At 62.7% G+C, this 19,051-nt stretch carries 16 protein-coding genes and 1 pseudogene; 8 read left to right on the top strand and 9 right to left on the bottom strand.

Annotated elements, in window-relative coordinates; translation table 11 throughout:
- Nucleotides 1-15 precede the first annotated feature (15 nt).
- Nucleotides 16-1,570: pseudogene (locus PG887_RS03300) on the top strand (methyl-accepting chemotaxis protein).
- A 103-nt stretch (nt 1,571-1,673) separates the two neighbouring features.
- Here PG887_RS03300 and PG887_RS03305 read toward each other — a convergent pair.
- Nucleotides 1,674-3,266, bottom strand: a complete 1,593-nt coding sequence (locus PG887_RS03305) for a GGDEF domain-containing protein (protein WP_270821169.1) — start codon at nt 3,264-3,266, stop codon at nt 1,674-1,676.
- Between the two features lie 88 nt (nt 3,267-3,354).
- Between PG887_RS03305 and PG887_RS03310 the strand changes: the two genes are divergently transcribed.
- The 6 genes from PG887_RS03310 (at nt 3,355) to maiA (ending at nt 8,901) form a co-directional block, all read left to right on the top strand.
- The gene (locus PG887_RS03310) at nt 3,355-3,999 is read left to right on the top strand and encodes a TIGR01621 family pseudouridine synthase (protein ID WP_029314720.1); all 645 of its coding nucleotides are present in this window, start codon (nt 3,355-3,357) and stop codon (nt 3,997-3,999) included.
- Nucleotides 3,996-4,649: an HAD family hydrolase gene (locus tag PG887_RS03315; protein ID WP_069785203.1), complete on the top strand. Its 654-nt coding sequence runs from the start codon at nt 3,996-3,998 to the stop codon at nt 4,647-4,649. The genes PG887_RS03310 and PG887_RS03315 overlap by 4 nt, the downstream gene beginning before the upstream one ends.
- Before the next feature lie 239 nt (nt 4,650-4,888).
- Nucleotides 4,889-6,043: a 4-hydroxyphenylpyruvate dioxygenase gene (gene hppD, locus PG887_RS03320; RefSeq protein WP_010675123.1), complete on the top strand. Its 1,155-nt coding sequence runs from the start codon at nt 4,889-4,891 to the stop codon at nt 6,041-6,043.
- Complete coding sequence (locus PG887_RS03325; RefSeq protein WP_270821170.1) at nt 6,036-7,184, top strand: homogentisate 1,2-dioxygenase; 1,149 nt, start codon at nt 6,036-6,038, stop codon at nt 7,182-7,184. Before hppD ends, PG887_RS03325 begins: the two co-directional genes overlap by 8 nt.
- 10 nt (nt 7,185-7,194) lie before the next feature.
- A complete protein-coding gene (locus PG887_RS03330; protein WP_043155130.1) occupies nt 7,195-8,193 on the top strand; it encodes a fumarylacetoacetate hydrolase family protein in 999 nt (332 codons plus the stop codon).
- Between the two features lie 69 nt (nt 8,194-8,262).
- Nucleotides 8,263-8,901 carry a maleylacetoacetate isomerase gene (gene maiA / locus PG887_RS03335; RefSeq protein WP_010675120.1) on the top strand — a complete coding sequence of 213 codons (639 nt, stop codon included), beginning with the start codon at nt 8,263-8,265 and terminating at the stop codon, nt 8,899-8,901.
- Between the two features lie 72 nt (nt 8,902-8,973).
- Here the strand turns inward: maiA and PG887_RS03340 are convergent, their stop codons facing one another.
- The 5 genes from PG887_RS03340 to PG887_RS03360 form a co-directional block, all read right to left on the bottom strand.
- Entirely contained in the window at nt 8,974-9,597 is a 624-nt protein-coding gene (locus PG887_RS03340) for a glutathione S-transferase family protein (RefSeq protein ID WP_270821171.1), read from the bottom strand.
- Nucleotides 9,598-9,725: 128 nt separating this feature from the next.
- A complete protein-coding gene (locus PG887_RS03345) occupies nt 9,726-10,226 on the bottom strand; it encodes a thioredoxin family protein (RefSeq protein WP_270821172.1) in 501 nt (166 codons plus the stop codon).
- Nucleotides 10,227-10,393: 167 nt separating this feature from the next.
- Nucleotides 10,394-12,058 carry an asparagine synthase B gene (gene asnB / locus PG887_RS03350; RefSeq protein ID WP_270821173.1) on the bottom strand — a complete coding sequence of 555 codons (1,665 nt, stop codon included), beginning with the start codon at nt 12,056-12,058 and terminating at the stop codon, nt 10,394-10,396.
- 205 nt (nt 12,059-12,263) lie between these two features.
- Entirely contained in the window at nt 12,264-12,632 is a 369-nt protein-coding gene (locus PG887_RS03355) for a cupin domain-containing protein (RefSeq protein WP_270821174.1), read from the bottom strand.
- Nucleotides 12,633-12,773: 141 nt separating this feature from the next.
- Entirely contained in the window at nt 12,774-13,523 is a 750-nt protein-coding gene (locus tag PG887_RS03360; RefSeq protein ID WP_010675115.1) for an HAD-IIA family hydrolase, read from the bottom strand.
- A 201-nt stretch (nt 13,524-13,724) separates the two neighbouring features.
- Here PG887_RS03360 and PG887_RS03365 point away from each other — a divergent pair, with 201 nt between their 5' ends.
- Nucleotides 13,725-14,744, top strand: coding sequence for an adenosine deaminase (locus PG887_RS03365; protein ID WP_128272859.1), 1,020 nt, complete (start codon nt 13,725-13,727; stop codon nt 14,742-14,744).
- A 74-nt stretch (nt 14,745-14,818) separates the two neighbouring features.
- On the opposite strand, the gene PG887_RS03370 is transcribed toward PG887_RS03365, so the two are convergent.
- The 3 genes from PG887_RS03370 to PG887_RS03380 all read right to left on the bottom strand — a co-directional run bounded on the left by PG887_RS03370 (nt 14,819) and on the right by PG887_RS03380 (nt 18,772).
- Complete coding sequence (locus tag PG887_RS03370) at nt 14,819-15,805, bottom strand: zinc-binding dehydrogenase (RefSeq protein WP_104454320.1); 987 nt, start codon at nt 15,803-15,805, stop codon at nt 14,819-14,821.
- Between the two features lie 139 nt (nt 15,806-15,944).
- Nucleotides 15,945-17,054, bottom strand: coding sequence for an alkene reductase (locus PG887_RS03375; RefSeq protein ID WP_039038767.1), 1,110 nt, complete (start codon nt 17,052-17,054; stop codon nt 15,945-15,947).
- Between the two features lie 176 nt (nt 17,055-17,230).
- Complete coding sequence (locus tag PG887_RS03380; RefSeq protein ID WP_257711354.1) at nt 17,231-18,772, bottom strand: TerC family protein; 1,542 nt, start codon at nt 18,770-18,772, stop codon at nt 17,231-17,233.
- Nucleotides 18,773-19,051: the final 279 nt, after the last annotated feature.

Genomic DNA, 19,051 nt, shown 5'->3' on the forward strand with positions numbered 1-19,051 from the left:
CAAGGGGTGTGCGCCATGAAGAAAAGCCAGGTTCATCTCATCGACGAAGAGGTGGATTTTCCTGCCAATGAACAGCTGGTCTCCACTACGGACCTGCAGGGTGTGATCACCTACGCCAATGATCACTTCTGCCGGGTAGCGGGGTACAGCCGGGCCGAGCTCATCGGCCAGCACCACAACATGGTTCGCCACCCGGACATGCCCAAGGCTGCCTTTGCTGACCTCTGGGGCAAGCTCAAGCAGGGCAAACCCTGGCGCGGCATGGTGAAAAACCGCTGCAAGGATGGGCGTTACTATTGGGTGGATGCCTATGTCACCCCTATCTTCGAGCAGGGGCGGATCAATGGCTACCAGTCGGTCCGCAGTCGCGCCGCGCCGGAGATGAAAGCCGTGGCCGGGCGCACCTATGCCAGATTGAAGAGCGTGGAGCGGGGGGAGCGAAAGGGCGGATTGAGCCTGCGCCCGATGCGCCACGGGCTGGCCATCGTCGGTGTCTTGCTGATGCTGGCGGGGGGGGGGCTATCTGATGGGGCCCTGGGGGCCGTTGTTCACCCTGTTGCCTCTCTTGTGGCTGGCCCTGATCTATCGTGACACCCTCATCACTACCCCCCGTTATCTGCGACAGCTCGCGGACGAATATGACAGCCTGACCCGGCTCATCTATTCGGGGGAGGATGCCAGTGCCATTGCAGACTTCCACATCAAGCTGTTGCAGGCCAGGATCCGCACCGTCCTTGGACGAGTGGACGATGCGACCCTCTCCCTGCAGGATCTCGCGGTGCATCTGAAAACAGCCTCCAGCGAGGCAAGCGCCGACATCGCCGAACAGGATGTCCAGACCCAGCAGGTGGCGACGGCCATCACCGAGATGGCGGCGACAGCCCACGAGATTGCCCGCAATATCCTTGAGACGGATAACCAGATAGCCCAGGCCAAGGCGCACTGCCAAAATACCGATCAACAGCTGGAAGATACCCAGCACAGGGTGACGGAGCTGGCCACCCAGGCAGAGCATGCCTTCACGGCCGCCGTGGCACTGGCGGAGGAGTCGGACCGCATCGGTGTGCTGATGAGCGAGATCCAGGGCATTGCGGATCAGACCAATCTGCTGGCGCTCAACGCCGCCATCGAGGCGGCGCGGGCAGGGGAGCAGGGGCGAGGCTTTGCGGTGGTGGCGGACGAGGTGCGAACCCTCTCCACGCGCACCCACAAGGCGACCGAGCAGATCCAGAGCAGCATAGGCCAGATCCAGCGTACCCTGAACGGCTGGAAGGGCATGATGCAGCAGAACCTGCAACAGACCCAATCCTGCGTGACCCTGACCCGCCAGGGATCAGAGAGCCTGCATCAGGTGCTGGCGGAAATAGAACGGGTGGTGGACCTCTCGGCCCAGATCTCGACGGCGGCAGAGGAGCAGCAGGCGGTGGTGGAGGACATCAGCCGCAACGTCAACGCCATCTCCCAGCACTCCCACACCAACAGCAACAAGATGCAGGACATGGACGCCTCGAGCGACATCCTGCTCACCAAGGCTCGCCAGCTCAAATCCCTGGGGCAGACCTTCGGGTAAGAGCGGTCAGACTCATGCAATGCAGGAAGGCCACCCCTGGGGTGGCCTTCCTGTTTATTGGTTTCATGGGGGTATCGGCTGTGTGTGCCGGGAGATGAGCCAGTCAGCCGGACTGCTCCGCCAGCGTGATGACGCGGCCACCTTTGTCACAATACATGGCCCTGTCGGCCTGGATGAGCCACTGCTCCGGGCTCCAGTCATGCTGGTAGTGGCTGACGCCGATGCTGATGCCCACCTGCATCGGCTGGTCATTGACCACGAAGGGGGCCTGCATGGCCTGGCGGATCACGGCGGTGACCTCCTCTGCCTGACGGATATCGTAGCCCGGCAGCAGCAGGATGAACTCATCCCCCGCCAAGCGGGCAAAATAGCACTGGTGGCCGATGGCGCCGTGGATCCGTCGGGCCAGCTGGCAGAGGATGGCATCCCCCTGGCTGTGACCGAAGTTGTCGTTGATGCGCTTGAAGTCATTGAGATCGCAAAACAGCAGGCAGCCAGGATTGTCGCTTTGCACCTGGTGTTTCAACTGCTCCATCAGGCTCAGGCGATTGGGCAGCCCGGTAAGGGGATCGAGGCGGGCCAGTTGCAGTATCTCCTGCTCTCGCTGCTTGCGCAGGGCCACTTCCTGGTTGAGCCGCTTGTTGCTCATCAGAAGATAGAGGGAGAGCAGCAGGATGAGACCACCAACACCCAGGCTCAGCAGGAACCATGGACGCCAGAAGCTCCACTGTTCTGAGGGAACCTGATAGAGAAAACGGGTCAGGGAGACCGGTTTGGCAAGGAGGCCTATCTCGACCAGCTGCTGCATGATGTGAGCGAAGCGATCCGGATTCATATACCCGATCTCCACATAGAGCGGCTGGATCATCTCCTTGCTCATCTGCAACTCGTATTCCATGTGGGCCTGACTGCGGTTGATGCCATACTCCGTGCGCAGCAGGGCGATGGCTTCCTCGGGGTGGGTGAGGGCATAGCGCCATCCCTTGAGGCTGGCTGCACGAAAACGTGCCACCCGCTCCGGATTGAGCCGCTCCTGTGCCTGGGTGGTGAAGAGAATGTCGCTGTAGAAATCGATGCCGTAGTTGCGAGGGTTGATGACGGACACCGAGATGCCGCGCTCTTCCAGATAGAAGGGCTCATTGCTCAGATAGGCGTTGAAGATGTCTATCCGGCCGGCGATCAGATCGTCGATGTTGACCGAAGTGGGTACCGGGATGAGCTGGCGCTCGTGAAGCCCCTGATAGTAGAGGGTGGCCAGCAGTTCGGCATCCTGATGACCCGGAAACATCATGATCCGTTTGCCACGCATGTCCGCAACGGTGAGAATGCTGCTGTCGCGGCGTGCCAGGAAGATGGAGGGAGAGTGCTGGTAGACGCTGGCCAGTGCCAGCAGCGGCTTGCCCTGGGCGTAGTGGGTCAGCACCTCGGTGTTGCCGACGCCAAAGTCGGCGCGTCCGGCCAGCACCTCCTGAACCGGACTTATTCCCTTGCCACCTGGCCTTATCTCGACATCCAGACCTGCGTCGGCGTAATACCCCTTGGCCTTGGCCATGTGATAGCCCACAAACTGGGGCTGATGCAGCCAGCGCAACTGCAATACCACCTTCTCCGGCAGATCACGTGTCCGTTCACTGGCCTGGAGGGGTGAGAAGCAAGTGATGCCAGGCAACAACAGCCAAAACAGGCATTTTTTCATTCGCGCGATTCTTGTGCTGAGGGTCCATGAAGATGGCCTGCAGGCCTGCATTCAAGTTCTTAACAAGTAACATTCTAAAGGGTTATACATGTACCGGATACAATTGCAGCACAAAGATTTCATGGTGATCAACAAGCGTCCGGGCATTGGCATGCACGATGATGCCGGCGAGCCGGGTCTCGTCAATCGGGTCAGAATGGATACCGGTCTTGACCTCTATCCGGTCCATCGACTGGACAAGATGACCTCTGGGCTGGTGCTGCTGGCCCGCACCGCCGAAGCGAATCGCGCCCTCAGCATGGCTTTCGCGGCGCGGGAAGTGAGCAAGCAGTATCTGGCACTCTCCGATCGCAAGCCGAAGAAGAAGCAGGGCTGGGTGAAGGGTGACATGGAGAAAGGGCGAGGCGGCAGCTGGATGCTGAGCCGCACCCAGGATAACCCGGCCATCAGCTGGTTCGACTCCGTTTCGGTGCGCGAGGGGCTGCGCCTTTATCGCATCAAGCCCCGGACCGGCAAGACCCACCAGATCCGGGTGGCCTTGAAGAGCGTGGGAGCCCCCATCCTCGGAGATGAGCGTTACGGCGGCACGGCGGCGGATCGCGGTTATCTGCACGCCTGGCGCCTCGCCTTCACCCTGGCAGGTGAGAGCTTCGATCTCGTTTGTCCGCCCGATGAGGGGGCGCTGTTCCTCCTGCCCGAGTTGCATGCCGCCATCGCAGAGATCACCGAATGAGCGCTGCAACCGCGAGAGTCCCAGCCCGTGGCTGGATCCTGGCCGACTTCGATGACACCCTGGCGCCGGATGACAGCCATGCGGGGTTGCTGCGTTTCATCTTGCGCCGCCGTATCTGGCCGCTGCTGCTGTGGCCACTGATGGCGTTCGGTGCCGTGATCTATCTGCTGCCAGGTCAGCGCAGTCGCGGCATTGCACTCATCTGGTGGGCCATCACCCTCGGGCTATCCCCCCTGGCCTGGCGCGCCCTGGTACGGCAGTACAGCCTGACCCGGCCCGGTCTGTATCGGGAGGCGCGAGCCCTCCTGACGGGGGAGGGGCACCACTGCTGGGTCATCTCCGCCAGTCCCCGCGCCCTGGTCCGTGCCCAGCTCCATCGTCAACTGCCAAGGCTCCCTCACCGCATCATCGGCTCGCGGATGGGTTACCGTTTCGGCGGCCTGGTGCCGCGCTTCTATTGCCATGGCAGGCACAAGCTGCTGCCCGAGCTCCTGACCCTGGAGGCCGCACTCACCCTGAGTGACAGCTTGCACGATCTGCCCCTGCTGGCGTTGGGGGAGCAGGCCTGGCTCATCAACCCGCAAAGAACTCGATTGCTAAAGGCGAGGGCGGTGCTGCCCCATATCGAACCCCGTTATTGGTCGCTGTAAGGCAAAGCTGACAGCCTTGCGGGACGCTAACGAGCGCAGTGCAAGGTTGGGGCTGTTATGTCACATTTCATTTACATTTTTTGGCGCGGATCCCCGCCAAACTATCTGAACGCCGCCCCTTCTCATTCCCTGCGCTCGCCACTCTAATGAAACAAGTTGTTAACAATGCCGTGCGGGCTGCCTGTCGAGCCCTTGCGGCGTGAACCGTTTCGTTATCAGTTCATCGCAAGGAGCGCATCATGACCACCCCCTCTTCCCGTACTCACACCATCAACCCCCTTGGCACCGACGGGTTTGAGTTCGTCGAGTACACGGCGCCGGATCTCAAGGGCATTGCGGCCCTCAAGGCGTTGTTCGTCTCACTGGGCTTTGCCGAAGTGGCCAAGCACAGGCACAAGCAGTGCTGGCTCTATCGCCAGGGGGACATCAACTTCGTGGTCAATGCCGAGCCCCACTCCCAGGCGGAGGAGTTTGCCCGGGCCCATGGTCCGAGCGTGTGCGGCATGGCGTTTCGGGTGAGCGATGCCGGCCGTGCCCAGCAGTACGCCATTGGCCAGGGGGCCAAGCCGTTTGTGGGCAAAATCGGCCCCATGGAACTCAACATCCCCGCTATCTACGGCATCGGCGAGAGTACCCTCTCCTTTGTCGATCGCTATGGTGAGCGGGGCTCAATCTATGACGTGGACTTTATCTTCTACCCCGACTGGCAGGCCCGCATGGCCGAGGTGGACGCGGGGCTCTATGAGATCGACCACCTGACCCACAACGTCCATCGCGGCAACATGAACCTCTGGTCGAATTTCTACGAGCGGATCGGCAACTTCCGGGAAATCCGCTACTTCGACATCGAGGGCAAGCTGACCGGACTGCACTCGCGCGCCATGACGGCCCCTTGCGGCAAAATTCGCATCCCCATCAACGAGTCGGCGGACGACAAGTCCCAGATAGAGGAGTACCTGCGCCAGTACAAGGGGGAGGGGATCCAGCACATCGCGCTCGCCTCTGCCGACATCTATCACACCATCCGCACGCTCAGAGGGCGGGGAACCGGCTTCATGCCGACGCCGGACACCTACTACGAGAAGGTGGACAGCCGGGTCGCGGGTCATCAGGAGGATCTGGCCGCGCTGAAGGCGCTGCGCATCCTCATCGACGGCTCGCCGACGAAGGACGGCATCCTGCTGCAGATCTTCACCGATACCGTCATCGGTCCCGTGTTCTTCGAGATCATCCAGCGCAAGGGCAACGAGGGCTTTGGTGAGGGCAACTTCCAGGCATTGTTCGAATCCATCGAGCTGGATCAGATCCGCCGTGGCGTGCTGGACGGATCCACGCAAGGGGAGGTGAACAGTGCCGCGCAGGGCCAGAAAAACGGAGAACCGAGCGATGCGTAACTGGATAAGCTTCCCCCATCGGGAGGGAACCCACTCCCGCCAGGCCCATGCCGATCTGCCGGAGCAGGCCATCTATGAGCGCGAGCTGGGGCGCTCGGGCTTCTTCGGTCCGGCCACCCACATGCACCACAAGCATGCTCCCACCGACTGGGTCAACTGGGAAGGGCCGCTTCGGCCACGGGCGTTTGACTTGAACGATCAGCAGGAGGAGGTGAGCTCCCTCTCCCCCTGGGTGATGCCGGATATTCTCAGCAACCCCCACTGCCGCTACCGCATCTGGCGCCTGCATGAGCCCATGCCGTTTCTGGTGCGAAACGCCGATGGCGACGAGCTCCTGTTCATTCACGAGGGGAGCGGCGAGTTCTACTGCGACTACGGACACCTCATCTTGAGAGATGGCGACTATGTGGTGATCCCCCGTGGCACCATGTGGCGCATCGAGCCCACCGCGCCCCTCTTCATCCTGATGATAGAGGCGACGGAAGACAGTTATCAGCTGCCGGACAAGGGACTGGTGGGCAATCACGCCATCTTCGATCCGGCGGCCCTGGACGTGCCCGCCATCAACGAGCGCTTCCTGGCCCAGCAGGATGAAAACCCCTGGTCGCTGCAGATCAAGCGCCACGATCAGGTCTCGGTCGTCACCTGGCCGTTCAACCCGCTGGATGCACAAGGGTGGCACGGGGACTTGTGCGTGGTGCGCCTCAACTGGCGGGATATCCGCCCGCTGATGAGCCACCGCTACCACCTGCCTCCCTCGGCTCACTCCACCTTCGTGGCGAGCAGGTTCGTGGTCTGCACCTTCGTGCCGCGTCCCATCGAGAGTGACCCAGGCGCCCTGCGGGTGCCCTTCTACCACAGCAACGACGACTTCGACGAAGTGCTCTTCTACCACGCCGGGGACTTCTTCAGCCGGGACAACATCAAGCGGGGCATGGTCACCTTCCACCCTGCCGGCTTCACCCATGGTCCCCATCCCAAGGCCTTTGCGGCGGGACTGGCTCATGCCAAGACCTTCACCGACGAGGTGGCGGTGATGCTCGACACCCGTGATGCCCTGGCCGTCGGCCCGATCTGCGAAGGGGTCGAACACCCCGGTTATGTCACCAGCTGGCAGCGTCCAGAGACGCTCGGCAAATAAGGAATTCGATATGAAACTGGCAACCCTGAACAATGGCAAGCGCGACGGCGCCCTGGTGGTGGTGAGCCGCGATCTGGCGCGCGCCGTCCACGTGACGACCATTGCCCCGACCCTGCAGTCGGCCCTCGACCAGTGGGGCGAAGTGGCGCCGCAATTGGCGAAGGTTTATCAGCGACTCAACGAGGGCGCCTGCCCCGACGCCTTCCCCTTCGATGAGGAGGCGTGCCTCTCCCCGCTGCCCCGCGCCTACCAGTGGATTGACGGCAGTGCCTACGTCAATCACGTGGAGCTGGTGCGCAAGGCCCGCGGCGCCGACATGCCAGAAAGCTTCTGGCACGATCCCCTGATGTATCAGGGAGGCTCTGACAGCTTCCTGCCGCCCCGTGGCCCTATCGTGATGGGCTCCGAGGAGTGGGGCATCGATTTTGAGTCTGAAGTGGCCGTCATCACCGACGACGTGCCCATGGGCACCCGTTCGCAGGGGGCGGCGAGCCACATCAAGCTCTTGATGCTGGTCAACGACGTGAGCCTGCGCAACCTCATTCCCGGGGAGCTTGCCAAGGGCTTTGGCTTCTTCCAGTCCAAGCCCTCCAGCAGCTTCTCGCCGGTGGCCATCACCCCGGACGAGCTGGGGGATGACTGGCGCGATGGCAAGGTCCACCTGCCCCTGGTGACCCACCTCAACGGCGCCCTGTTCGGGCAGCCCGACGCCGGGGTGGACATGACCTTCACCTTCCATGAGCTGATTGCCCATGCCGCCAAGACAAGGCCGCTCGGGGCGGGCTGCATCATCGGCTCGGGCACCGTCTCCAACTACGACAGAAGCCGGGGATCCTCCTGCCTTGCCGAGCGGCGGATGCTGGAAATTATCGAGTCAGGTCAAGCCACTACACCCTTTCTGCGCTTTGGTGATACAGTGTCCATCGCGATGCAGGATCGCAACGGGATGAGTCTGTTTGGCACCATTTTGCAGCGGGTCACGCAAGCAACGGCCGAGCGGGCGAGCTAGGAGAGCCCGACCCCTGGAGGGGCGGGCGACACGGCAGGTGGCAGACACCTGCCACCACAGGGACACACTATGCTGCAGTTGTTTGGATATTGGCGCTCATCGGCCAGCTTTCGCGTGCGTTTGGTACTGCAACTCAAGGGGCTCGATTATGAGCAGCACCCGGTCAACTTGCGGCAGGGTGAGCAGAAGGAGAAGGCCTACCGCCGGGTCAATCCCCAGGGGCTGGTGCCGTTTCTCGTGGACGATGACGTGCATCTGGGTCAGTCGGTGGCCATCATGGAGTACCTCGACGAGACCTATCCCGCCTACCCCCTGATGCCCTCCGCCCCCATCGAACGTGCCCGGGTGCGCCAGATCGTCAACATGATCGCCTGTGACACCCACCCCCTCAACAACCTGCGCGTGCTGCACTACCTGGAGCAGGAGCTGGGGCAGAGCAAGATGGCGCGGGATGCCTGGTATCGCCACTGGATAGACGAGACCTTCACCGCGCTGGAGCAGCTTCTCATGACCACCGCCGGCATCTATTGCGTGGGCAACGAGGTCACCCTGGCGGACTGCATGCTGGTGCCCCAGGTCTACAATGCCCGCCGCTTTGACATGACCCTGGATGACTACCCCACCATTGCGCGCATCGTCGCCAACTGCGAGCAGTTGCAGGCCTTTATCAAGGCCGCCCCCGCCAATCAGCCGGATGCCCAGCCCTGAAGCTGTGCAGACCGGGCCAGCGCGTTGGCCCGGTCTGCCGTCTCTTTCCTTGCCCGGGTTATCTTGCTCGCCTCAGGGCGTGCCATTGGCCCCATAGCGTCGAAACCCCGGCCGCTCTTTCAGTCGCTGATAGTAGTCGTCCACGGCGGGTAGCGACGGGCGATCATAGGGCGTCTCCAGCCAGCGGTTGACTGACAACCCGATGGGAATATCTGCCAGCGAGAAGTGCGGACCGGCCACATATCCTCCGGTTGTTTGAAGCTGTCTCTCCAGGATCTCCATGCAGTGAGACCACTGCAGGCAAGCTGCGTGAAGGGCCTGATGTTCTTGATGCTGGGGAGAGCGCCTCACCAGCGACAGGAAGGCGTAGCGCCAGGCGGTGTTCAAGTCCGATGCCTGCCAGTCAATCCATTGATCGACCCTGGCCCTGGCTCTCGCCTCGGCGGGATAGAGTGCATTGGCACCATGGCGCGTCGCCAGGTAGCGGATGATGGTGTTCGACTCCCACAGCGTAAAATCCTCATCCTGAATGACGGGCACCATGGCATTGGGGTTGAGCGCCAGAAACGCCGGGGTGTCCGTGGGTTTTAAGCCGGATCCCCACTCCTCCAGCTCGAACGGGAGGGTCAGCTCGGCACAGGTCCACAGTACCTTGCGCACATTGATTGACGACGCCTTGCCCAGTATTCGCAACATCTTTTTCGTCCTTGTCCGGGGTGATGGATGGCCTGTTTGTCGCAGACATGCCACTTCCCTGTTTGCGTAGCCATCAGGGCCCTGCACTGTCACTGACCGTGCGGGGCCCTGTTTTATTGACTGGCGAGTCAGCCGTGGGTGGTCCTGGGCTGGAAATAGGCGATAAATTTGCCGAGTTTCTCCCCGTCGTAACTCTTCCCCTTCTCCAGCAGCCCGGTGTTGAAGGACTCGAGCAGCTTGCCCTTGGCATCCAGCACATAGAAGTGGGGCACCCCCAGATACTCGGGATAACCCTTGAGGAAGGACTCGTTCTTGTGCTGTTTGCTGACGTTCACCTTGACCACCACGAAGGTGCGGTTGAGCTGGCCGGCGAGATCGGGTTCCCGGTCTAGAAAGCGGTTCATCTCCTGGCACCAGCTGCACCATTCGCCCCCCACCAGCAACAGGACTTTCTTGCCCTCGGCACTGGCCTTGGCGGTAGCGGCGGCGAGATCGCGGGCCGGATCCCGCGTCTCGTCATAACCCTGGCTGTAATCGGGCAGGCTCTGACTCCAGAGGTGGTCGCCCGCGCAGGCGGCGCCATTGAAAAGGAGGGTGCCCAGTATCAGGGGCAGTAACAGTCGTTTCATGGTCTCTTCCTTGTGTCGTTATCTTTGCTTCCAGGCGCAGACAATGTGACACGAGGCGTTTCCTGCGCCAAGCCGCAAACAGGGAAGGGGAAGGCAAAAAGCGGCAATGGAATGGCAGAAAACAACAAAGCCCCTCGAGAGGGGCTTTGTATTCAGGTCAGGGGCGATCAGTAACCCTGCTGGTGGACGTCCATCACGGCGCGACCGGACGGGTCGGCCATCTCCTTGAACTTGGCATCCCATTCGAGCGCGGTGGGAGTGGAGCAGGCGACCGACTTGCCGTAGGGTACGGTGCGGGCGGCGGACTCCAGCGGGAAGTGCTCGTCGAAGATGGCGCGGTAGTAGTACGCCTCCTTGGTGAGCGGGGTGTTGACGGGGAAGCGGAAGGCCGCGGCCTCGAACATCTGATCCGTCACCTCTTCCTCGACCATGGCTTTCAGGCTGTCAATCCAGGAGTAGCCTACGCCGTCTGAGAACTGCTCCTTCTGGCGCCACGCCACTTCGTGGGGCAGCAGATCCTCGAAGGCTTCCCGCAGGATGTGTTTCTCGATCTTGCCCTTGCCGCACATCTTGTCGGCGGGATTGAGGCGCATCGCCACGTCCATGAACTCCTTGTCGAGGAAGGGCACGCGGCCTTCCACGCCCCAGGCGGCCATGGACTTGTTGGCCCGCAGGCAGTCATAGAGGTGCAGGGAGGCGAGCTTGCGCACGTTCTCCTCGTGGAACTCACGGGCGTTGGGGGCCTTGTGGAAGTAGAGGTAGCCGCCGAACAGCTCGTCGGAGCCCTCTCCCGACAGCACCATCTTGATCCCCATCGCCTTGATGTAGCGGGCCATCAGATACATGGGCGTGGAGGCGCGGATGGTGGTGACGTCATAGGTTTCGAGGTGATAGATGACGTCCCGAAGGGCATCCAGCCCTTCCTGCACGGTGAAGTGGATCTGGTGGTGGATAGTGCCGAGGTGATCGGCCACCTTGCGGGCGGCGGCGAGATCCGGCGACCCTTCCAGGCCGACGGCGAAGGAGTGCAGCTGGGGCCACCAGGCTTCGCTCTTGCCATCGTCTTCCACCCGGCGGGCGGCATAGAGCTTGGTGATGGCGGAGATGACGGACGAATCCAGACCACCGGAGAGCAGCACGCCATAGGGCACGTCGCACATCAGCTGGCGCTTGACCGCCGCTTCCAGGGCCGCTTTGAGCTCGGCCTTGTCGCTGACGTTGTGCTCGACCGGCGCGTATTCCATCCAGTCCCGTTTGTACCAAGTTTTAAGCTCGCCATCCTTGCTCCACAGGTAGTGTCCCGGCGGGAAGGTCTCGACGCTCTTGCACACCGGCACCAGGGCCTTCATCTCGGAGGCGACGTAGAAGTTGCCGTGTTCGTCGCGGCCGGTATAGAGGGGGATGATCCCCATGTGGTCGCGACCAATCAGGTAGGCATCCTGCTCGGCGTCATAGAGGATGAAGGCGAAGATGCCGTTCAGATCGTCCAGGAACGCCGGGCCTTTCTCCTTGTAGAGGGCCAGCAGCACTTCACAGTCGGAGTGGGTCTGGAACTGGAAGTCGACCTTGAGGTTCTTCTCCAGCTCCTTGTGGTTGTAGATCTCGCCGTTGACGGCCAATACGTGCGTGCGCTCGGGGTTGTAGAGAGGCTGTGCGCCGTTGTCCGGATCGACGATGGCCAGACGCTCGTGCACCAGGATGGCCTTGTCGGAGCTGTAGACGCCGGACCAGTCAGGCCCGCGGTGACGCAGTCGCTTGGACATCTCCAGGGCCGATTTGCGCAGGGCAGTGGCGTCGGTCTTGATGTCCAGAATGCCGAAAATAGAACACATTGGCGGTAATCCTCTTGATTTTTATATGAGCCCCCCACGTTTGGGCTCGAAATTCCATTTACATTCCTCGCCAATCACAATGCCTAGCGGAAAACCCTTTTGCAAGCGGGAAAACCGCAGAAAATCATGCCGTAAGCGTCAAGTTGCGCAGGGGATGGCGGCCGTCCGGCCGCCTGAAGAGAGAGGGTCAGGGTTGACGTGCGCGTCAAGTCGCGGCGGGTTCGAAGATCACATAGAGCTTGCGGCAAGGGGTGAGGGTTTCCCACTGCCCGACAAAACCGACGGGAATGACGAACTGATCCCCTGGTTTGAGGTGCAGCCGGCCGCCCTGCTCGTCGTGGATCACCGCCTCCCCTTCCAGCATCTGGCAGTATTCGTGTTCGGTATAGTGAACGGCCCAGCAGCCCGGCTCGCAAGCCCAGAAGCCCACGTGAAACTGCTGGCTCGGGTCGGAGTAGTGGTTCCATGCCGTCTGGCTCGGCGTTCCGGCCCTGATGCGCTCGGGGGCTGGCATCAGCGGGGTGGGGGAGACAGTGTGCTTGTCCAGCAGGATCCAGTCGTTCAGGCTCTTCATGGTGCGTCCTTGAGTGGCGAAGGAGCATCCTGCTCCCGTTTAGTTTGTTTAACGATGTTGCGCTTACGTTAAACGAAACGGGCCCCCTTTGCCAAGGGGGCCCGTGCAGGCTGAAGGCTACCGGAAGGGCGGCACCCGGGATCAGACGATGTCGATGTCCACCACGGAGTCGAAGATGTGGTTCGGTCGAAACGGCATGCGGTCGATGTCCGCCACCTTGCTCACCCCGGAGAGCACCAGCACCGTCTCGAGACCGGCCTGGAAGCCAGCCAGGATGTCGGTGCGCAGGTTGTCGCCGATGATGATGGTGTCGTCGGAGTGAGCCTCCATCCGGTTGAGGGCCGCGCGAATGATCCAGGCGCTCGGCTTGCCGACATAGAAGGGCTTCTTGCCGGTCATCCGCTCGATGGGGGCACACAGGGCGCCGCAGGCCGGGTACATCAGGGGGCCGTGGGTATCGGGGTTGGTGGCGATGAAGCGGGCCCCCTGATCCACGAACTTGGCGCCCTGCTGCATCATGGTCCAGTTGTAGTTGCGGGTCTCCCCCACCACCACGAAGTCCGGGTCGATGTCGGTGATGGTGAAGCCGGCCTTGTAGAGCTCGTGGGTCAGGGCCCCTTCGCCAATCACATAGGCCTTCTTGCCATCCTGGCGCTTGAGAAAGTCGGCGGTGCCCATGGCGGAGGTGTAGAAGCACTCCTCGGGCACCTCTATTCCGGCGGAGCGGAAGCGGTTTTGCAGATCTTTCTGGGTCTGGGCCGGGTAGTTGGTGAGAAACAGGAGCTTGCTGCCCTGCTCCAGCAGGCGGTGGACGAAGCGGTCGGCGCCGGGAATGAGATCGTTGTTGTGCAGGATGACGCCGTCAATGTCACAGATGACGTTTTTCTTCATGAATTCTCCTTGTAGGGCGCAAGAGCGGGGACAGGGCATCCCTCTGTTCGTCTCTTCAATCGGTTATGGTTTTTGTGCCGCCATTATAAGGCCCTTTGATGACAAGTCTCCTCCGGCGGGCCAGATGGGTGCACAATGAAGGCGAAGGGAGGGCGCCGCCCCGGTGGTGTCCGCACGGAGTCTGACGATGGAGCCGTCATCATGGAGCACTTTATTGCCGGCTTGCCCAAGCTGGAACTGCACCTGCATATCGAGGGGACCCTCGAACCCGAGCTGATGTTCGCCCTCGGCCAGCGCAACGGGGTGGCGCTGCCCTGGCCCGATGTCGACAGCCTGCGCGCCGCCTATGAGTTCGAAGGCCTGCAATCCTTCCTCGATCTCTACTACCTCGGCGCCAGCGTGCTCATCCACGAACAGGATTTCTTCGACCTCACCTGGGCCTATCTCGAGCGCTGCGTTGCCGATCACGTGGTGCACGTGGAGATCTTTTTCGACCCCCAGACCCACATCGCCCGCGGCGTGCCCTTTGCCACCGTGCTGGGGGGCATCGAGCGGGCGCTACAGGCTGGCGAAGCAGCCTTTGGCATCAGCTGGCGGCTCATCATGAGCTTCCTGCGCCACCTGAGTGAAGAGGCGGCATTCGCCACCCTGGCAGAGGCCACGCCGCACCTGGCGCGCCTGCACGGGATCGGCCTCGATTCGGGGGAGCAGGGCAACCCGCCCAGCAAGTTTGCCCGGGTCTTTGCCCGGGCCAGGGAACTGGGGTTGCCGGTGGTGGCCCACGCGGGGGAGGAGGGACCTGCGGGCTACATCTGGCAAGCGATCCGGGAGCTCGGGGTGCAACGCATCGATCACGGGGTGCGCTGTGTCGAGGATCCCGCGCTGCTGAGCTACCTGGCCGACACACGGCTGCCCCTCACCGTCTGCCCGCTTTCCAACGTGCGGCTCAGGGTGTTTGACCAGATGGCCCACCACAATGTGCTGAGGCTGCTGGAGCAGGGGCTCTGCGTCACCGTGAACTCCGACGATCCCGCCTATTTCGGGGGATACCTGGGGGCCAACTTCCAGGCCCTGGCCGACGGGCTTGGCGCCAGCCAGGAGCAGCTGTGCCGCCTCAGTCTCAATGCCGTGGAGGCGAGCTGGCTGAGCCTCGCGGACAAGGTGCGTCTGACCCGGGACATTCGCCTCCATGCCGCCCTGCACGGGGTGAGCCTGCACTGAGCAGGCCGCCTTGCACACCTTGAATGCAGGAGGCCCGCCATGGCGGGCCTCTTTGTGCCATCGTTGGGCGGGTATCAACCCACCCGCACCAGATACTTTTCTCCTTGTCCCTCCTGCTTGACGCGGGTGAGCAGGGAGGGCAGGGCGTCGAAGTCGCCCACCACCAGCGGCGGCAGGGTCAGCTCGCCGTTCACCATCTGCGCCATCATGGCGACACCGGCCGCTACCAGACGGCTCCACTGTTTGTCCGAGCCAAAGGCGTGCTGGGCGCCGAGGGCAATCTCGTGCAATGAGTGGCAATGGCTAAAGGCGGGCAGCGGGTTGCGCGCGATGCGCCCGAGCACCGTCACCATGTGGCCGTAATAGCCAAGGGCAGGCAGCAAGGCTTCTGCCTGCTGGCTGGAGACCAGATCGATGATCCCCTCGAAGGGTTCACCACCGTTGGCGGCCTGCAACTGGGCCAGCCAGTCGGGATCCCGATAGTCCGCCACCCCCTGCACGCCTAGCTGTTTGAGCCACTGGTGGTGGCGCGGGCTGGCGCTGGCAAAGACGCGGGCACCCTTCTGGAGGGCAATTTGCACCGCGAAGCGGCCGACACTGCTGCCAGCCCCCGAGATGAGCAGGGCCTCCCCGTGCAGGTGCGGCAGCTTGGCCAGCGCCTGCCAGGCGGTGAGGCCGGGGCAGGGGAGAGCGGCGGCCGCCTCGTCGCTCAGGGCATCGGGCACCGGCATCAGGGCGCGAGCCGGCACCAGGGTGTGGCGGGCAAAGCTGCCGCCATGGCGCAGGTCGGTGTGATAGGCGGCCCGGGTGCCGGGGCGCAGGTGGGTGACGTTGGCCCCCAGTGCCACCAGGGTGCCCATGCCATCGACGCCGGGCACATGGCCGGGCTGCCAGTGGGGATGACCCTGTTCGATGAGTTTCCAGTCCACCGGATTGAAGGCGATGATCCGGTTGGCGACGAGGACCTCGTCGGGCCCGGGGGTGGGGAGCGCTTGCCGGGTGAGGGTGAGCTGGTCCGGTTCGCCGGGGGCGTGCCAGCACCAGGCCTGGGTATGGTTCATGGTGACTCCTTGAAAGAGAGGGGGCGCAGATTGAGTCATATGGCGTAACAATGTCTTGAATTACTGTTGCACTGGCAAGACAACAAGGCGAGCCCCCTGTTGGAGGGCCCGCCCGGGAAGAGGTTCGACGCGAGCCGCCTTATGCCCGCTCTGCCCCATAGACGGGGTAGTCGGTCAGCCCTTTCTCGCCGCCGCCAAACAGGGTGGCGGGATCATGGGGGGCGAACGGATGGCCGTGGCGCAGGCGGTTCGGCAAGTCGGGGTTGGCCACGAAGGGGCGACCGAAGCCAATCATGTCGGCCCAGCCCGCCTCGATGGCGGCGCGGGCGCGTTCCCCATCGTACTTGCCGGCGTAGATGAGGGTGTTGGGGAAGGCGTCGCGCAGCCCCTGCTTGAAGCTCTCCGCCATCAGGGGGGCGTCGTCCCAGTCCGCTTCGGCGACGTGCAGATAGACCACGCCGAGCTTGCCCAGCAGGCGCGCGGCGGCCAGATAGGTCTCCTGGGGGTTGGCATCCACGGTGCCGTTGAGGGTGGTGAGCGGCGCAAGGCGTACCCCGACCCGGTCGGGACCGATCTCGTCACAGACCGCCTCGGTCACCTCTTTGAGGAAACGCAGCCGGTTTTCGAGCGAACCGCCATAGCCGTCGGTGCGGGTATTGGACTCGGAGTCGAGGAACTGGTTGATGAGGTAGCCGTTGGCGGCGTGCAACTCGATGCCGTCAAAGCCCGCTTCCATGGCGTTGCGGGCGGCCTGGCGAAACTGCCCCACCACGGCGTCGATGTCGGCCTGGGTCATGGCGCGCGGGGTGACGGTCTCCACAAACCCCGGGGCATCGCTGCCGTTGTCGACGAACACCTTCACTCCCTTGGCCTGGATGGCGGAGGAGGAGAGGGGCTGGGCGCCGCCGATGTTGTCAGGATGGGTGACCCGGCCCACGTGCCAGAGCTGGGCGAACATGATGCCCCCCTCGGCGTGGACCGCGTCTGTTACCTGCTTCCAGCCTGCCACCTGCTCGGCGCTGTGGATGCCCGGCGTCCAGGCGTAGCCCTTGCCCAGGGGATCTATCTGGGTGCCTTCGCTGATGATGAGGCCGGCCCCGGCACGCTGGGCGTAGTAGGTCGCCATCATGGCGTTGGCCACGTCCCCGGGCTGGCTGGCGCGGGAGCGGGTCATGGGGGGCATGACGATGCGGTTGGCAAGGTGCAGCTGGCCGAGGCGAAGGGGGCAGAACAGGGGATCGTGGTGCATGATGGATTCCTCAATCTTTGGGAGTGAGGCGACTCTAAAGGGGATTGTTATTGTGAAAAAGAGGGGGTATTGCAGAAGAGAATTGCCGTTATCGCAGCAATGGCGCGGGAGGGGCCGGGCTCGGGCCAGAAAAAAGAGGGCCAAAGGCCCTCTTTTGCTGTGATTGCCACCGATGATCAGGGGGAGAGTGGGGTGACCCGTACTCGCTCGATGCGCCGCTCGCTCACGGCCATGACCTCGAAGCAGAACTGGCCGAGGTGCAACTGCTGACCGACGTCGGGCAGGCTGCCGAAGTGGGAGAGCAGCATGCCCGCCAGGGTCACGTACTCGTCGCTCTCGCTCACCAGCCCGTCGCAGTTCAGTGCCTGCTCCACCTGATGGATGTTGGTGGTGCCGTGGATGAGCCAGTGCTCGCCCTCGCGCACCACATCGGGGGTCTCGTCCTCGTCCGGCAGCTCGCCGACGATGGCCTCCAGCAGATCGTGGTTGGTGACCAGCCCCTGGATGACGCCGAACTCGTCCGCCACCAGAATGAGGCTGCCCCTGGCCTGACGCAGCTCCGCCAGCAGCCGGATCACGTTGATGGTCTGGGGCACGATGACGGGCTCGTTCTGTCTGGCAAGCGCTGCCAGGGATTGCCCCTCGTTGAGGGCAAACAGCAGATCCCGAGCCTTGACCACCCCGATGATCTCGTCCAGCTCCCCGTCACAGATCGGGAACAGGCTGTGGGGGGCCCGTTGCAGCAGGGCGCGGATCTCGTCCTCGCTGTCGCTGACGTCGATCCACTCCATCTCGGAGCGCGGGGTCATGATGGTGCGAATGGAACGCTCGGCCAGCGACAGCACGCCGCTCACCATGTAACGCTCCTCTTCACCGAAACCAGGGGGCAGGGGCTGAGCCTGCACCTCTTCTTCGTCTTCCTGCGGGTGGGCTGAGCGTTTGTTCCCCCCCATCAGCTTGAAGATGGCGGCGGTGGTGCGCTCGCGCAGGGGCTGGCGCGCCTCATGGCGCAGGGCACTGCGCTGGGCGAGCTGGTTGAAGAACTCGATGAGCACCGAGAAGCCGATGGCCGCGTAGAGGTAGCCCTTCGGAATGTGGAAGCCGAAGCCCTCCGCCACCAGGCTGAAGCCGATCATCAAGAGGAAGCTCAGGCAGAGCACCACCACAGTGGGGTGGGCGTTGACGAAGCGGGTCAGGGGCTTGGAGGCGAGCACCATCACCACCATGGCGATGGTCACGGCCGCCATCATGACGCCGAGGTGATCCACCATGCCGACGGCGGTGATGATGGAGTCCAGGGAGAAGACCGCATCCAGCACCAGGATCTGGGCGATCACCACCCCGAACCCGGCATAGACGCCGGTGCCACCTTGCTCCTCGGGCTTGGCCTCGAGTCGCTCATGCAGCTCGGAGGTGGCCTTGAACAGCAGGAAGAGTCCGCCTCCCATCAGGATGAGATCCCGACCGGAGAAGGGGTGATCCCAGATGTGCAGCAGAGGAGCCGTGAGGGTGACCAGCCATGACATGATGGTGAGCAGTCCCAGGCGCATCAGCAGGGCCAGGGAGAGACCGATGATGCGCGCCTTGTCCCGCTGGGCGGGGGGCAGTTTTTTCACCAAGATGGCGATGAAGACTAGGTTGTCTATCCCGAGAACGATTTCCAGGATGATCAGGGTAAGCAGACCGACCCAGATTGACGGGTCCAGCAAGAATTCCATGTGATTGACCTCAATGAAGACAGATGCAGTGAATCGTGGTCACGGCGTGGCCGTGGTGACGGAGACGATCGCTTCAGAGGCGTTGGTTGAGCAGGTACAGATAGGCTTTGATGGGAAAAGACGAAGGGCTACTTCGGGGATTGTCCATGATGGGCAATAAAACCTCGGGTCAAAAGTGAGCCCTGATGATAACGACTCGCCGCCATTTGGCAAGGGGGTCTGGACGCGCAGGGGGAGGCGCTCGCCCAACAGGGCAACAGGGACAGGCGGAGCTTGCCA

Origin of the sequence: Aeromonas sp. QDB14 (assembly GCF_027707845.1) — a bacterium.
Classification (GTDB): Bacteria; Pseudomonadota; Gammaproteobacteria; order Enterobacterales; family Aeromonadaceae; genus Aeromonas; species Aeromonas caviae.

What these genes read in the sequence shown, in the direction of transcription:
- PG887_RS03310 (WP_029314720.1), top strand. Translation starts at nt 3,355, where the DNA reads ATGTACCGGATACAATTGCAGCACAAAGATTTCATGGTGATCAACAAG.
- PG887_RS03305 (WP_270821169.1), bottom strand. Translation starts at nt 3,266, where the DNA reads ATGAAAAAATGCCTGTTTTGGCTGTTGTTGCCTGGCATCACTTGCTTC.
- PG887_RS03325 (WP_270821170.1), top strand. Translation starts at nt 6,036, where the DNA reads ATGCGTAACTGGATAAGCTTCCCCCATCGGGAGGGAACCCACTCCCGC.
- maiA (WP_010675120.1), top strand. Translation starts at nt 8,263, where the DNA reads ATGCTGCAGTTGTTTGGATATTGGCGCTCATCGGCCAGCTTTCGCGTG.
- PG887_RS03355 (WP_270821174.1), bottom strand. Translation starts at nt 12,632, where the DNA reads ATGAAGAGCCTGAACGACTGGATCCTGCTGGACAAGCACACTGTCTCC.
- PG887_RS03375 (WP_039038767.1), bottom strand. Translation starts at nt 17,054, where the DNA reads ATGCACCACGATCCCCTGTTCTGCCCCCTTCGCCTCGGCCAGCTGCAC.
- PG887_RS03380 (WP_257711354.1), bottom strand. Translation starts at nt 18,772, where the DNA reads ATGGAATTCTTGCTGGACCCGTCAATCTGGGTCGGTCTGCTTACCCTG.
- asnB (WP_270821173.1), bottom strand. Translation starts at nt 12,058, where the DNA reads ATGTGTTCTATTTTCGGCATTCTGGACATCAAGACCGACGCCACTGCC.
- PG887_RS03340 (WP_270821171.1), bottom strand. Translation starts at nt 9,597, where the DNA reads ATGTTGCGAATACTGGGCAAGGCGTCGTCAATCAATGTGCGCAAGGTA.
- PG887_RS03330 (WP_043155130.1), top strand. Translation starts at nt 7,195, where the DNA reads ATGAAACTGGCAACCCTGAACAATGGCAAGCGCGACGGCGCCCTGGTG.
- PG887_RS03365 (WP_128272859.1), top strand. Translation starts at nt 13,725, where the DNA reads ATGGAGCACTTTATTGCCGGCTTGCCCAAGCTGGAACTGCACCTGCAT.
- PG887_RS03370 (WP_104454320.1), bottom strand. Translation starts at nt 15,805, where the DNA reads ATGAACCATACCCAGGCCTGGTGCTGGCACGCCCCCGGCGAACCGGAC.
- PG887_RS03345 (WP_270821172.1), bottom strand. Translation starts at nt 10,226, where the DNA reads ATGAAACGACTGTTACTGCCCCTGATACTGGGCACCCTCCTTTTCAAT.
- PG887_RS03360 (WP_010675115.1), bottom strand. Translation starts at nt 13,523, where the DNA reads ATGAAGAAAAACGTCATCTGTGACATTGACGGCGTCATCCTGCACAAC.
- hppD (WP_010675123.1), top strand. Translation starts at nt 4,889, where the DNA reads ATGACCACCCCCTCTTCCCGTACTCACACCATCAACCCCCTTGGCACC.
- PG887_RS03315 (WP_069785203.1), top strand. Translation starts at nt 3,996, where the DNA reads ATGAGCGCTGCAACCGCGAGAGTCCCAGCCCGTGGCTGGATCCTGGCC.